This is a genomic window from Serratia proteamaculans (genome assembly GCF_949794035.1).
In the GTDB taxonomy this organism is placed as follows: Bacteria; Pseudomonadota; Gammaproteobacteria; order Enterobacterales; family Enterobacteriaceae; genus Serratia; species Serratia proteamaculans.
Map to the genome: position 1 here is coordinate 1,411,123 of NZ_OX461105.1, position 13,605 is coordinate 1,424,727.

Here is a 13,605-nt window from a genome sequence, read left to right on the forward strand (position 1 = left end):
ATAAAAAGGCTTTATAAACAAAATAATATGTCAATTGTAAAATTTTATAAATTGTCACCTTGTTGTGGTTTTTTTTGGTATTAATTAAGTTGTCAATAGTCTGCGTCTTATATTTGTCAGGGCGAGGCGTACGAGCTGTATTTTAAATCGAAATTTTTATGGGTAATAAAACAGGAGTGAACCTCCTGTTTTATAAATATTATTTTTCCGTTAGCCTGGCCGCCGGTATCACTGGTCGAGATCAATGCCAAAATAGTGCATCAGCGCTTCGCGGCGTTCCTGTTCCGAATGCAGCGTTGACTCCCGGCGGTGATGATCCTCGGTGATAATCAACTTGTTCTCGCTGAGGGTTACCCGGCCATTTTCCGTGGCGTGGGAACACACCAGCTTCTGGGTGAAATGCGACAGCGGTGAGGTGCTGTGGTAGTGGCACATGTCGGAAAATTCGGCCAACTGGCGTTTTTGCAGGCTGAAGCGATAGAGCGTTTTGGCGTGCGAACGCTGATCGCCGTTGCGGCGCTCCAGATAGTAAATATCGCCTTCCTGTTCCAGGTGGAAGGTGCCGGTGCTTTGTGGCTGTTGCTCGGCTGTGCTGACCTTTAGCGGTGTCAGAAATGAATCACCAAACCCGACGTCCACCAGATAGGGTTGATCCAGCGCCACCATTAGCGCCATATGGTCGAACGGCGGCCCGAAACTGCCATCGCGGGCGCGGATCTCGCCGGAAATAAAATGCACGTCAAAGCCGATGTCCTTCAACAGCAGGGCAAACAACCGGTTCAACTCATAGCAAAAGCCGCCGCGGTTATGTTCGACAATTTTACTGAACAGCGCTTCCTCCTCCAGATGGATACCCTGGTGATAAATAATGCTCAGGTTCTCAAAGGGAACCTTCAGCATATGGCCACGGTGTAACTGTTGCAGCGTCAGGAGGTCGGGTTTGGGGATGCCTGCGAATCCAATGTGTTGCAGGTAGCGTTGTCTGTCCACGTTTTGTCTCACAGCAGAAAAATTGAACATAAAATAGTTGGGTTTGGCAAAGTTGTGAGGGCAATAAGTGCTATGTCAGAACGCCGGGGGTTTGCCTGCCGCCTGCAGCAACAGATTCACCCAGCGGCGGGTGGTGGCGCTAACGAAGGCGCTGTCCGCCCAGCACAGGCGATATTGGTGGGTCGCGGGCAGTTGTCGGCTCTCGTCAAACAGCCGTACCAGCTTGCCGCTGGTCAGAGCATCCTGTGCCACGGCCAGGCTGCCGAGCACAATGCCCTGGCCTTCTATGGCTTCCTGCAATGCATGCCCGACGCTGTTAAAGGTGAGGATACCCCGTGGTGCCGTAACACCTTCACCAAAGGCCGCGAACCAGTCTTGCCAACCGGCAACGCCCATTTTCTGCCCATCTTTCCACGGGGAATGAATCAACTGCGATAATGCCAAATCAGCGGGGGTGACGAGCTCAGGATGCGCGGAGAGAAAGGCTGGACTGGCCAGCGGCGCGAAGGCATCGCTGAGTAGCTCGCGGGAGTGCGGCGGCGGGGTGGCCGTTGGGCTGTAACGTATGGCGATGTCGGCTTCGCCATTGGCCAGATCGCGCAGGCTTTCGTTGGCGTCCAGCACCAGCGAAACATCAGGATCGGCACGGCGTAATGCCGGCAGGCGAGCTGCCAGCCAATGGCTGGCGATCCCCAGCGTGCAGGTCAGCCTCAGCGTTTGCTGTTGTTCCGGTCGGACGCGATCGCTGGCTTTTTGCAGTAGCGTCAGTGCGCGGGTTACGTCGATAGCCAGCCGTTTTCCGATGTCGTTGAGCTCCACCGCGTTACCCTTGCGATGAAACAGCTCAACGCCCAGTTCATTTTCCAGGTGACGTATCTGGCGGCTGACTGCCCCCAGCGTGACGTTCAACTCTTCCGCTGCCTCGGTAAAACTGGCGCAGCGCGCCGCCACCTCGAAAGTATGCAAGGCTTTCAGGGAGGGCAAGCGAGGTTGAGCGTTCAGCTTGAGTTTCATTCAACCATATTGCCAATCTATCGATGTTCCACAAGTGATTTTTTGCTTACTTTTGAGGCAAAGAACGCACGGGAGGATTGAGTGGACATACTGATGGGACTGGCCGCCGCGCTGTGCTGGGGCGGCACGGATTTTTTGGTCGGCATTAACGCCCGAGCGGTGGGGGTGCGCAGGGCGGTATTTTTTTCGCAAGCGATCGGGTTTGCGATTTTTACCCTGCTACTGCTGGCAACCAGTGGGCCTGTCTTTGAGGCCTCTGCCAACGTTTTGGGACTGGCATTGTTGGCCGCCGGCCTGACGGTGGGTGGGTCACTGGCGCTGTCGCAGGCCTTTGCTATCGGCAAGGCGGCGATGGTGGCGCCTTTGGTCACCAGCTATGGTGCGGTCACCACGCTGCTGTCGTGGATCAGTGGTGAACGGCTTGGCGCGCTGACGTTGATTGGACTGGCTCTGTGCCTGATGGGGGTGATGCTGACCGCCGTGAGTCTGGGTCGCCAGCCCGGCAGATCCCCATCTTCTTTACCGGCGATAGCCTTTGCGCTGCTGGCGGCGCTCTGCTACGGCATTGGCTTCTGGCTGCAAGGGCAATACACGCTGCCCGTGTTGGGGCCGAGCGTCAGTCTGTGGCTCGGTTATGCCGTAGGGCTGACGGCCCTGCTGGTGTTGAATGCTGACCGGCGAGCTTTGGTGGCGCGGCCGGGCTGGCGGCAGGGTGGCCTGCTGCTGGTCGCCAGCTTGCTCAATTTGGGGGGCTTTAGCGCATTTGCTGTGGGGGTCGGCAGTGGGTCGTTGGCCATTGTGACGGTGCTCAGTACCTTGTCCGGTGGCATCGCCGCGCTATTGGCGGCTTTGCTGTTGCGCGAGCGGCTTTCCGCCATACAGTGGCTGGGGGTGTTGACGGTACTGGCGGGTGCCTTGGTGCTGCATCTCAAAGCAGCATTAACGGGGTAGCCAGTACAGCTAACCGCCCTGGGGGGCACGTCTGATATAGGTCAAAGGATTCAGCGAGCGCAGGTGCATCTGCAACACCGTGCCGCGGCGGAAGAAGTAATTGAGGACGGTCAACGACAACAGTTCGGTCAGTAGCGTGCTGTAGGCGGCACCCATCATGCCGTATTGGCGGATCAGGAAATAGGACAGTGGGATATTAATGATAAACACCAGAAACATCTTCTTCGACAGAAAGCCGTAGCCGGAGAAAATCACAATGTATTTGTAGGCCAGGGTGCCCAGGGCGGAAAGCAGGGTGGCTACCGCCAACACTCCCATCGCCGGGTAAGCCGCTAAATATTGCTCCCCGTACAGCAATACGATCACCGGTTTGCCGAGTAAAAGAATACTTGCCACGATCGCGGCGGAGATCGCCAACACCAACCCATTCAGTTTGGCGGCGGTGCGTACCGCGTCATCGCGCTGATAAGCAAATATTTTGGCGAAAAACGAGGTAATGACGGCATCAGTGACAAACATCCAGGCGGTCGCCAGGGTGATGGCGACGGAGTAAATCCCCAGCGCTTCGGCGGAGACAAACCACATCAAAAATAACTGAGCCAGCCGGGTATAAATGGCGATGGAGACATTGGACACCGCCAATGGCAGGCCGCTGGCAAGCAGATAGCGCACGTATTTGCGCCGAACTCGCCTTGGTGCAATAAAGCGCGGATTGCGGCGGTGATAGATGTGATGGCGGATCAGGTAGGGGATCAAATAAACCATTACGATCGGGATCGCCAGGTAATACAGGTGCAGATCAAAATAGACGATCAGATAACGCACCAGCAGCGCACTGCCCAGCCCGGCCACGTTGGCCAGCGTATTGAAGCGCGACTCCAGCCGGGCATCATGATAAATGGTGAACACGTCTCTGAGCGAGAAGAAGCTGGCGACAAAGGTGGCGGCGCAAAAGTAGAAGGTAATGAAATCTTCGCGTAGTCCGGTGTAAATCAATATTGCCGCTGAGAACAGCACAAAGCAGCCCTGTCGCAGCCGGTTGGTGGAAAACATCAATGCGGTTCCGGAGCCTGGGTTGCGGCTAATCCGCTTGAACAGCACGGTATCGGAGCCCAGCAGCGCCAGCGTCTGGGTAATGGCGAAAATCGCGGTGGCAAAGGTAATTTTGCCAAAGCTTTCCGGGCCAATATATTTCGCCATATAGGCGGTGATGAAAATCACCCCCAGGATAGACACCATTTTTTCGGATATCATCCAGAACGCATTTTTCACGATATTGATATCTATGAATTTTAATTTCACTGGTACTTTCCCTGTTGCATCTTATAATAGGATTTGTCCGATTATCTCCTTGCCCTCTGTAAGGATAGGCCCACAGGGTTTTATAATTAAGATGCTATAACCGGAATGTCAGAAGCATTTATCCCTATGCTATGTTCATGGAAGAAAGAGAAGAATGAGAAAATTCGCAAAACGACTCTATCGGGCCGCGCCCGATTTTATTTATTATCAAGTCAGCCATTATCTTGCCCATGGCTCTTTGGTCAACTTCAAAAGCCCGAAGAAATTCTCAGAGAAAATCTATCAACGAATGCGCTATCCACACAGTGATTTCAGCAGGTTAGCAGATAAGGTGGCGGTCAGGGAGTATATTTCCCAGCGGGTGTCAGAAAAGTACCTAACCCCCATCATTATGGTTACCGATAATTTCACCGAGCAGGATTACCTTTCGTTACCCCAATCGTTTGTTATCAAAACTAATAATGCCTCTCAACAGGTGAAAATAGTCAAAGATAAAGATCAGGTCAGCTATAGAGATATTGCGAAGATTCTTAGTGGATGGTCTGAAATAACCTATTGGAAAAGATTTCGTGAAAAACACTACGCGAATATCCCGCAGCAAATTATTGTCGAGGAGTTGTTAGATATAGAATCGGAAGGTGAATTGATTGACTATAAGGTGCATGTGTTTAACGGAAAACAGTCTTATTTGTTTGTCGAATTGCTGCGAGGCGGGCCTGAACCGACTTCACTGGAGTTTTTGGAAGAGCACGCACACCACTGCTTCTTTACTCAAGCGGATATCCCGCAACTCAATACGCTGAATGAAAAACCGGCATTCTGGGATGAAATGGTACAAGTGGCGAAAGCCGTCTCGGCGGATCTGGACTATTGCCGCGTCGATTTCTATCTCACCCGCGAGCAAATCTACATTGGGGAGCTGACCCTGACCCCCGGTGCCGGCAACGAGGTTTATCTGCCGCGCGCGACCAACCTGCTGCTGGGCGAGATGATGTCCAAGGCCGGGTAATCGCTGTGGCAATGCTTAGTGTTCGCTATCCGTAGGCGTGATGCTCTGCAGCCATGCCAAAAACTCAACCGCTTTGGGTTTGTCCAGCGTGCGTTGCGGATACACCACGTAGTAAGGTTTGCTGAGCGGTAGCACAGGCTCTGCCAGAGGCACCAGTGTGCCCTTGGCCAGTTCGCGCTGGATCAGTCGCCGTTGGCCGAGCAAAATGCCGTGGCCTTCAACTGCGGCATCAATTGCCAGTGAGGTCAGGTTATAGGTCAGGCCACGCCGCTGCGGCGGTGGTAACCCGGCGGCGCTGAACCATTCATGCCAGCCCGGCAGGAACTGGCTTTCTTTCCCCCAATCCACGTGGATCAGTGGCTGGTGAGTCCAGTCGCCGCTGGTCTGCAACTGCGGGCTGCAAACCGGCTGCACGCAATCCTGAAACAGCCGCACTTTTTCCAGCAGTGGATAGTCCTGATCGCCAAAACACAGTGCAAAGTCCGCCGCCGAGCTGGCGAAATCTACTTCGGCATGGGTGGCGTGCAGTCGAAGATCCACCTGCGGATGCTGGGCCAGCCAGCCGCCGATGGCCGGATTCAGCCATTTTGACGCCAGCGCCGGTAGGGCAAATAACGTCAGTTCTTCTTTGCCACGTTGGCGATCGACATGTTGCTGCGCCACCCGCAGTGTCTCAAATGCCTGCTGCACGTAGGCCAGGTAGTCCGTTCCCTGTTCGGTTAGCGTCACGCCGCTTTTGGCGCGGATAAACAGCACAATACCCAGGTGTTGCTCAAGCTGGCGGATCTGCTGGCTGACGGCGGCGGCCGTCAGCGCCAGGCTGTCTGCCGCACGGGTCAGGCTGCCAGTGCGGGCGGCGGTTTCAAACGCCAGAATGGCGCTCAGTTTGGGCAGGCGGCTGCGGGAAGGAGGGCTCATGGTGGCTATCGCTAAGAATTGGTTAACTTATCCTTAACGTATTTTTGTTATTACGGCAATCTGACATTCGCTACAGTGGGTTATCCGGCCGCGATGCCAACAGGAGCCTCTGATGCAGCCACTTGCCCATATCGTTGATTTATCCGCAAACCCGATTGATGACGTCGCCTTTCAGGCCCGTTGTAAAGCCACGCTGGATACGGCGGGGGCGCTGGTGCTGCCGGGTTTTCTGACCGCGGCGGCCCTGGCGACCATTCGTCTGGAGGGGGCCGAGCATAGCCATGCGGCGTTTTATGCGGCCAGCAAGCATAACGTCTACCTGAAGCCGCAGGACGAAACGTTGCCGCCCGATCATGCACGCAACCGGCTGGTGGTGTCGTCCAAGGGCTGTATTACCGACGAGGAGATCCCAGAGCAGTCACCGCTGCGTACGTTGTACGACGCGCAACCGTTTCGTGATTTCCTCTGCGCCGTGCTGGCGGAACAGCGCCTGTATCCCTACGCCGATAGTCTGTCTTCGATCAACCTGCACTACGCCCATCGTGGGCAGGAGCTGGGTTGGCATTTTGACAACTCATCGTTTGCCATCACGCTGTTGATCCAGAAACCGCAGGCTGGCGGGCGTTTTGAATATGTGGAAAACCTGCGAGATGCCGATAGGGGCGAGATGAACTACGCCGGCGTGTCGCAGGTGTTGGACGGTGAACGTGTGGTTAAGCCGTTGGCGATGGAAGAGGGGGATTTGGTGCTGTTCCGTGGCCGTAACGCCATGCATCGGGTTACGCCGACCGAGGGTGACATTACCCGCATGCTGGTGGTGCTGGCTTACAACGCGCAACCGGATATTGCGCTGTCGGAAAGCGCCAGAATGACCTTTTACGGCCGGCTGTGAGGGATAAAAAAACTGCCCCGGTCGGGGCAGTCTAAAAACTTAGTGGTGGGCTTCTTCGTGCGCCTGTTGTTCCCGTTTGACTTCCTGTGCGCGCTTGCGCAGGCCGAACCAGCCTAGCGTCAGCAACACTGCCAGCACCGGAATGGTGGCGATAGTCCAGGTGCCGTTCGGGTAGTCGAACGCCATCATGACCACCACCGCCAGCAGGAACGCCAGCGTCAGCCAGGAGGTCACTGGCGCGCCGGGCATTTTGAAGGAGACCGGCTTTGCGCGGCCTTCACGCACGGCTTTGCGCAGGCGCATCTGGCAGACGATGATAAACGCCCACGAGGCGATAATGCCCAGCGAGGCGATGTTCAGCACGATCTCAAACACCCGCGAAGGCACCAGATAATTCAGCAAAACGCCGAGCACATAAATGCCGCAGGTCACCAGGATACCGGCGTAGGGCACCTGTTGGCTGCTCATGTTAGCCATGAATTTAGGTGCAGAGCCGCCCATCGACAGCGAACGCAGGATGCGGCCGGTGGAGTACAGGCCTGAATTCAGGCTGGAGAGCGCCGCGGTCAGCACCACAATATTCATAATGGTGCCGATATAAGGCACGCCCAGCTTGCTGAAGAAGGTCACGAACGGGCTTTGGCCCGCCTGATAGGCGTTCCACGGCAGCAGCAGCACCAACAGGACTACCGATCCAACGTAGAACAGACCGATGCGCCAGATAACGCTGTTGATAGCCTTCGGCATCATTTTGGCCGGGTCTTTGCACTCACCGGCGGCGGTACCGATCAGCTCAATCCCGGCGAAGGCGAAGATAACCCCTTGTACCAACACCAGCGCAGGCAGCAGGCCATGCGGGAACATGCCGCCGTTTTCGGTAATCAGATGCAGGCCGGTAGTGTTGCCTGCCACCGGGGTGCCGGTGCCGAGAAACACCACGCCGACCACCAGGAACAGCGCAATGGCGACGACTTTGATCAGTGCGAACCAGAACTCCATTTCGGCGAACCACTTCACGCCGATCATGTTCATGGTGGCGACCACCCCGAGGGCGCAGAGTGCGAATAGCCACTGCGGCACGTCGGCGAAGGTCCCCCAATAGTGCATATACAGCGCTACCGCCGTGATGTCGACGATACCCGTCATCGCCCAGTTGAGGAAGTACATCCAACCGGCGACGTAAGAGGCTTTTTCACCGAGGAACTCACGGGCGTAAGAAACAAAGCTGCCACTGGTGGGGCGGTGCAGCACCAACTCGCCCAGCGCGCGCAGAATAAAGAACGAGAAAATCCCGCACACCAAATAGACCAGCGCCAGCGCTGGCCCTGCCATTTCCAGCCGACCGCCGGTACCGAGGAACAGGCCGGTACCTATTGAACCGCCGATGGCGATCATCTGTATCTGCCGGTTGCCCATGCTTTTGTGATAACCGGATTCATGGGAGTCTAACCATCGTCTTCTGGCTGCATGTTGGTCATGCGCCGTTTTTTTTTGTGATTGCATCATCCGTCCTGTTTACCTGTCTATGGAGTTACCCTGCTCTGCTGCCAGAGCAAACGATTGCTATTGCCAATCGTAGTGAGAATGAGGTCATGGCATCATTCTGCGCTTTAATACCCGTCGCCTTGCGATCTTTAGCGATGAAATTCATGGCGTATATTATCTGAGCAGCCGCAGTGAAATAACGGCGGAGCATGCTACCTTTTCTCTGTAAAGGTGGCAAAAAATCCTGCGTATAAATCGTGACCAATTGTGTTTATTTTTTGTTAAATATATAAAAGAATATATTATTCAACAAGATGATTGAATTTATCAAGACGGAAATAACGAGGAATAAAAAGTGATTAAAATCACAGAATAATAATTACCGCGCAAACTACATGGAATTTGGCTTATTTATTCGCGACGAGAATAAAGGGGGATAATAAGCTTCACCCCTGCCTGCGGCGATATTGTCCACAGGCGAGGGTTATTCTTGGTCGATCTTTAAGCGGACTCACCAACCGGCAGGGCAGAACTTGGCAGGCCGAATATTTTGTCGAATGCCCAGTTAAACACGAAGGTGTAGCACGGGATAATTACGATCAGCGCCATATCCAGCAGCAGCGCCTGCCACAGCGTAATCCCCATCCACCAGGCGATCAGTGGGATCAGGTACACCACCAGCGTCAGTTGGAAGCCCACCGCATGGATAATGCGACGCTTGAGCGTCCGGGTGCGCGAGGCCTGACGGCTTTCCCACAGCTCAAACAGCGAGTTATAGATGAAATTCCAGCTTACGGCGATGGTGGTGATGATCACCGCCAGCGGCCCGGTGCTGCTGGGTGCACTGCCGGAAAGCAGCGCCAATCCGAGTGCGGAGATCGCCATGCCGATAATTTCATAGGCGGTGACATACACCAGTTTGCGTTTAACGCCTTGCATTACTCATCTCCTGACTGATTTTTTGGCTTTAGGGTCGGATGACCTTTTGCCGTCTGACGAGTAAGATACCGTCAATCATGTTGATAGAAAAAGTCAGGAGCTGTCAGTTTTACTGACAGGTAATGCAATGAACTTTTCCAGCGATAATATAGAGCTGTTTTTGGCGGTACTGGATCGCGGTTCGTTTTCCGCTGCGGCCCGCTCACTGCGGCGTGTACCTTCGGCCGTCAGCATGGGGATTGCCAACATGGAGGCAGAACTGGGCTCTCTGCTTTTCGATCGTTCGCACCGCGAACCGGTACCTACCCCGCTGGCATTGGCACTGGCGCCGCATGCGCGGCTGATTGCCGATCAGCTTAAACAGTTGCAAAACCACGCCATCGAGTTGTCCCAGGGGCTGGAAAGCACTTTGTCGATCGGTATCGCCTCGGACATCAACAGCCGTGGCCTGCTGGCCGCAGTCAAAACCCTGGCAGACCGTTATCCGTTGCTGAACATCGAAGTATTGACTGCCCCGCAGGATGACGTGTTGCACATGTTGCATCAGGGCAGGATAGGCGTTGCTCTGGCGTTCGGTGGGCTCAATATCAACAGCCAGGAGCAGTTTCACTTTGTCGGCGCGGAATCGCTGGTTGCCACGCTCTCGCCACGGCACCCGGCGCTGAGCGGCACGGCGAACGAGCTGTTTCTCGAAGACCTGGTTAACGTGCGGCAAATTATGGTGGCCAGCCGCGATCTGCCGATTGCCGATCTGCGGCCGCGAGTGGCGGAATCTTACTGGCGTACCGACAGTTTGCCGATGGCGCTGAGCATGGTGGAAGCCGGTCTGGGCTGGGGCAATTTCCCGCTGTCGTTGACCGCACCGTTACTGGCCCAGCAACGGCTGGTTCGGCTGAAATTCAAAAATACCAAAAATGAACTGCGCCTGCCGATCCACCTGATCTGGCTGAAAAACCGGCCACTGGAGAAGGCCGCCCGTGAGCTGGTGGCGCTGATGCAAGATATGCCGCAAGTGGAATAATCCCCGTGGCTGCATTGCTTTTATTTTCATCGCTGCGCTACTTTGAGCAATGGGATTTTTATAGGGGCAGAAAGCATGTTGAGCGAAACGGCATTATCGGTATTGAGCATTAGCGGCGCGATTACGCTGGGAGCGATGAGCCCGGGGCAAAGCTTTATTCTGGTGGCGCGTACCGCCGTAGCCTCTTCGCGCCGCGACGGTATGGCGGTAGCGCTGGGCATGGGCGTCGGTTGTTTTATCTTTGCCTTGATCGCTCTGCTGGGGCTGCAGTCGTTGTTGTTGGCACTGCCGTGGCTCTACACCACGCTAAAGGTGTTGGGTGGGGCTTACCTTATCTATCTGGCCTGTAAAATGCTGCGTGGGGCTCGGCAGCCGCTAAATGTGGAAGCGGTCGGTGAGCAGCACCTGGGGTTCCGCAAGGCGTTTACTACCGGCCTGCTGACTCAGTTGGGCAACCCCAACACCGCCATTGTGTTCGGTAGCGTGTTTGCCGCGTTGCTCAGCCATAAAATATCCCCGGTGATGTACCTCGTATTGCCGGTGATCGCACTGACCATCGATGTGCTGTGGTACGCCTTTGTGGCCTTTGTTCTGTCGTCACCACGCCCACGCCGTACCTATCTGCGTTTTAAAGCCTGGTTCGATCGGCTGGGCGGTGGTGTGCTGGCCTTGCTCGGTTTGAAGCTGATGCTAAACCGATAACGCAATTATTTTGGGTATAACCTTAGTCGGCATGGCGGCGGCGCCACCAAAATCGTAGCAACAAAATAGCGGCAATCACCAGCGCGCAAAACAGCACGCTGGTTAGCCGTTTGTCGAAACCCGAGATAAAGCGGGCGATCGCTTCACCGCCGAAATAGCCCAGCAACACAAAAATCGTCGCCCACAGGATAGCGCCCAGAATATTCAGCGGTACAAAGCGCGACGGCGGCAGCTTGCTGGCCCCGATCAGCACCGGGCCGATAATGCGGAAGCCGTACATAAAACGCACGCCAATCACGAACAGCATAGGGTGGCGAGCAATCAGCTTTCTGGCGCGTTCGATGCGCTTTTCCTGGCTCTTCATGCGCGAAATTACCTGCCCGCCGAAGCGGCGACCGAGGAAAAATAATATCTGATCCCCCAGCGTGCCACCCAACGCCACCACCGCGATTACCCAAGGCAGATGCAGCAGCCCCTGATGCGCCGCAATACCGCCCAGCAGCGTGATGGTTTCGCCCTCAGCCAGACAGCCGATAAACAGTGCCCAGTAGCCGTAATCCGTAATGTAGTGGGCTAAATCCGCCATTCCTATCCCCTATGTCTCTAACACATAAGGCTAAGTATACGCCCTGTGTGCTAGCCGCGGGCGGCAATCTGCGCCACCAGCGCCTGGCGTTGTGGCAGAGTGTCGGCCATCTGCGCCTGTACTCGCGCCAGAATATTGGCCGGTGCCAGCTCCGGTGTTCCTCCGGGGAATGGCGGGGCCGGGGCATATTCCAGATACAGTTGGATCATTTGCGCGGTTTCCTCATCCTGCAGTTCAGCGATCAATGCCAGAGCGAAGTCGATGCCTGCCGTCACACCGCCGCCGCTGATAATGTTACCGTCGCGCTCAACCCGAGCCTGGCTGGGGATGGCGCCAAACAGTGCCAGGCTGTCGCGCATTGACCAGTGACAGGCGGCACGTTTGCCCTGCAGTAAGCCGGCGGCGGCCAGGATCAGCGAGCCGGTACACACCGACGTCAAATAGCGGGCATCAGGCCCCAGACGGCGGATCTGACGCATAAATTCGTCATTCTGCAGCGCCTGGGTGCAACCGGCACCGCCCGGCACGCACAGCACGTCGCAGTGCGTGACCTCTTCCAGTTTCTGCAACTGCGTAAAGTGCAATCCTTCGGCACTGATATCTGCGCCACCGACCGAGGCAACGACAATCTCTGCGCCCGGCATGTGGCGCAGAAACTGCAGTGGGCCGGTGAAGTCGAGCTGGGTGACACCCTGATAGATCGGAAAAACAATCACTAACGATTCAGACATGATATTCGCCTCAGTTTTGTCATTTGACTTGGGTAATAATAAGCGTCCTGTTTTTGGCTGATATGACGGATAACCCTCAAAAAGCGCCATGATGAAAAATATCGGCTTTGTGGTCTTCCCCGGTTTTAACCTGCTGGATTTTGCCGGGCCACTGGCGGCGTTTGATAACGCCAATCAGTTTACTGCGACCCCGGCTTACCGCTGCCTGCCACTATCAGAGCACGGCGGCAGCGTGACGAGCTCGTCAGGTGTGGAAGTACTCACACAGGCGTTTAATCAGGGGCGCTTTGATACGTTGTTGATTGCCGGTGGCAGCGGTAATGTGGTGGCCACACAGTCTGCGGCACTGCTGGCGTTCCTGCACCGGCAAAGCCTGCAGGCGCGACGTATGGCCAGCGTGTGCACCGGCGCATTTATTCTGGCTGCTGCAGGCTTGTTGGACGGTAAACGGGCTACCACCCATTGGTACCATGCCGCCCGGTTGCAGCAGGGCTATCCGCGTATTCGCGTCGACAGTAATCGCATTTATATCCGCGACGGTGCGATATGGACCTCGGCGGGCATTACCGCCGGTATCGATCTGGCGTTGGCGATGGTGGAAGAAGATCTCGGTAGCGAACTGGCAGCCAACGTGGCGCGACAACTGGTAGTGTATCACCGCCGCCCGGGAGGGCAGTCGCAATATTCGCTGTTGCTGGAGTTGAATCCGTCTTCAGACCGTATCCGCAGTGCGCTGTCTTATGCTCGCGAACACCTGCATCAGCCGTTGACGGTGGCCGATCTGGCCGACGCAGCTTGCCTGAGTGAACGCCAATTCGGCCGGCTATTCCGTGCCGAAACCGGCCAAACGCCGGCCAAGGTGATCGAGCAACTGCGGGTTGAGGCCGCCAGAATGCGCATAGAAGAAGGCAGCGAAGCGCTGGAGGTTATCGCCCGTGCCGTCGGGTTTAGCGATCCGGAGCGGATGCGGCGGGCATTTATTCGCGTCTTTGGTCTGTCGCCGCAGGCGATAAAGCGCCTGAGCCGCGCCGGTTAAATCATTCTGCCGTGCCCAGGTGGCGCGGC

General features: G+C 55.7%; 14 protein-coding genes. 6 read left to right on the forward strand and 8 right to left on the reverse strand.

Annotated elements, in window-relative coordinates; translation table 11 throughout:
• Positions 1 to 228: 228 nt before the first annotated feature.
• Together QOT07_RS06630 and QOT07_RS06635 are read right to left on the reverse strand one after the other, a co-directional pair.
• Positions 229 to 990, reverse strand: coding sequence for an arylamine N-acetyltransferase family protein (locus tag QOT07_RS06630; protein ID WP_283602755.1), 762 nt, complete (start codon positions 988 to 990; stop codon positions 229 to 231).
• Positions 991 to 1,065: 75 nt separating this feature from the next.
• Complete coding sequence (locus tag QOT07_RS06635; protein WP_283602756.1) at positions 1,066 to 2,004, reverse strand: LysR substrate-binding domain-containing protein; 939 nt, start codon at positions 2,002 to 2,004, stop codon at positions 1,066 to 1,068.
• An 81-nt stretch (positions 2,005 to 2,085) separates the two neighbouring features.
• Here QOT07_RS06635 and QOT07_RS06640 point away from each other — a divergent pair, with 81 nt between their 5' ends.
• Positions 2,086 to 2,955 carry a DMT family transporter gene (locus QOT07_RS06640; RefSeq protein WP_283602757.1) on the forward strand — a complete coding sequence of 290 codons (870 nt, stop codon included), beginning with the start codon at positions 2,086 to 2,088 and terminating at the stop codon, positions 2,953 to 2,955.
• Between the two features lie 9 nt (positions 2,956 to 2,964).
• Here QOT07_RS06640 and QOT07_RS06645 read toward each other — a convergent pair whose 3' ends face one another.
• Entirely contained in the window at positions 2,965 to 4,257 is a 1,293-nt protein-coding gene (locus QOT07_RS06645) for an oligosaccharide flippase family protein (RefSeq protein WP_099065184.1), read from the reverse strand.
• Between the two features lie 154 nt (positions 4,258 to 4,411).
• Here QOT07_RS06645 and QOT07_RS06650 point away from each other — a divergent pair, with 154 nt between their 5' ends.
• Positions 4,412 to 5,266 carry an ATP-grasp fold amidoligase family protein gene (locus QOT07_RS06650; RefSeq protein WP_157765477.1) on the forward strand — a complete coding sequence of 285 codons (855 nt, stop codon included), beginning with the start codon at positions 4,412 to 4,414 and terminating at the stop codon, positions 5,264 to 5,266.
• Positions 5,267 to 5,281: 15 nt separating this feature from the next.
• Here the strand turns inward: QOT07_RS06650 and QOT07_RS06655 are convergent, their stop codons facing one another.
• A complete protein-coding gene (locus QOT07_RS06655; protein WP_283602758.1) occupies positions 5,282 to 6,184 on the reverse strand; it encodes a LysR substrate-binding domain-containing protein in 903 nt (300 codons plus the stop codon).
• Between the two features lie 112 nt (positions 6,185 to 6,296).
• Between QOT07_RS06655 and QOT07_RS06660 the strand changes: the two genes are divergently transcribed.
• Positions 6,297 to 7,076 (forward strand): HalD/BesD family halogenase, encoded by a 780-nt coding sequence (locus tag QOT07_RS06660; RefSeq protein WP_283602759.1) that lies wholly within the window; start codon positions 6,297 to 6,299, stop codon positions 7,074 to 7,076.
• A gap of 39 nt (positions 7,077 to 7,115) precedes the next feature.
• Here QOT07_RS06660 and ansP read toward each other — a convergent pair whose 3' ends face one another.
• Positions 7,116 to 8,579 (reverse strand): L-asparagine permease, encoded by a 1,464-nt coding sequence (gene ansP / locus QOT07_RS06665; protein WP_283604309.1) that lies wholly within the window; start codon positions 8,577 to 8,579, stop codon positions 7,116 to 7,118.
• Between the two features lie 483 nt (positions 8,580 to 9,062).
• Positions 9,063 to 9,500, reverse strand: coding sequence for a PACE efflux transporter (locus QOT07_RS06670; RefSeq protein WP_085115695.1), 438 nt, complete (start codon positions 9,498 to 9,500; stop codon positions 9,063 to 9,065).
• A gap of 127 nt (positions 9,501 to 9,627) precedes the next feature.
• On the opposite strand from QOT07_RS06670, the gene QOT07_RS06675 reads away from it, so the two are divergent.
• Together QOT07_RS06675 and QOT07_RS06680 are read left to right on the forward strand one after the other, a co-directional pair.
• On the forward strand, positions 9,628 to 10,521 hold the full coding sequence (locus tag QOT07_RS06675; RefSeq protein ID WP_207975984.1) for a LysR family transcriptional regulator: 894 nt from the start codon (positions 9,628 to 9,630) through the stop codon (positions 10,519 to 10,521).
• A gap of 75 nt (positions 10,522 to 10,596) precedes the next feature.
• Positions 10,597 to 11,223 carry a LysE family translocator gene (locus tag QOT07_RS06680; RefSeq protein ID WP_085115741.1) on the forward strand — a complete coding sequence of 209 codons (627 nt, stop codon included), beginning with the start codon at positions 10,597 to 10,599 and terminating at the stop codon, positions 11,221 to 11,223.
• A 22-nt stretch (positions 11,224 to 11,245) separates the two neighbouring features.
• Here QOT07_RS06680 and QOT07_RS06685 read toward each other — a convergent pair whose 3' ends face one another.
• Positions 11,246 to 11,809, reverse strand: coding sequence for a DedA family protein (locus tag QOT07_RS06685; protein WP_099065188.1), 564 nt, complete (start codon positions 11,807 to 11,809; stop codon positions 11,246 to 11,248).
• Between the two features lie 50 nt (positions 11,810 to 11,859).
• Positions 11,860 to 12,540: a DJ-1/PfpI family protein gene (locus tag QOT07_RS06690; protein ID WP_099065189.1), complete on the reverse strand. Its 681-nt coding sequence runs from the start codon at positions 12,538 to 12,540 to the stop codon at positions 11,860 to 11,862.
• 91 nt (positions 12,541 to 12,631) lie between these two features.
• Here QOT07_RS06690 and QOT07_RS06695 point away from each other — a divergent pair, with 91 nt between their 5' ends.
• Entirely contained in the window at positions 12,632 to 13,576 is a 945-nt protein-coding gene (locus tag QOT07_RS06695) for a GlxA family transcriptional regulator (RefSeq protein WP_099065244.1), read from the forward strand.
• Positions 13,577 to 13,605 lie beyond the last annotated feature (29 nt).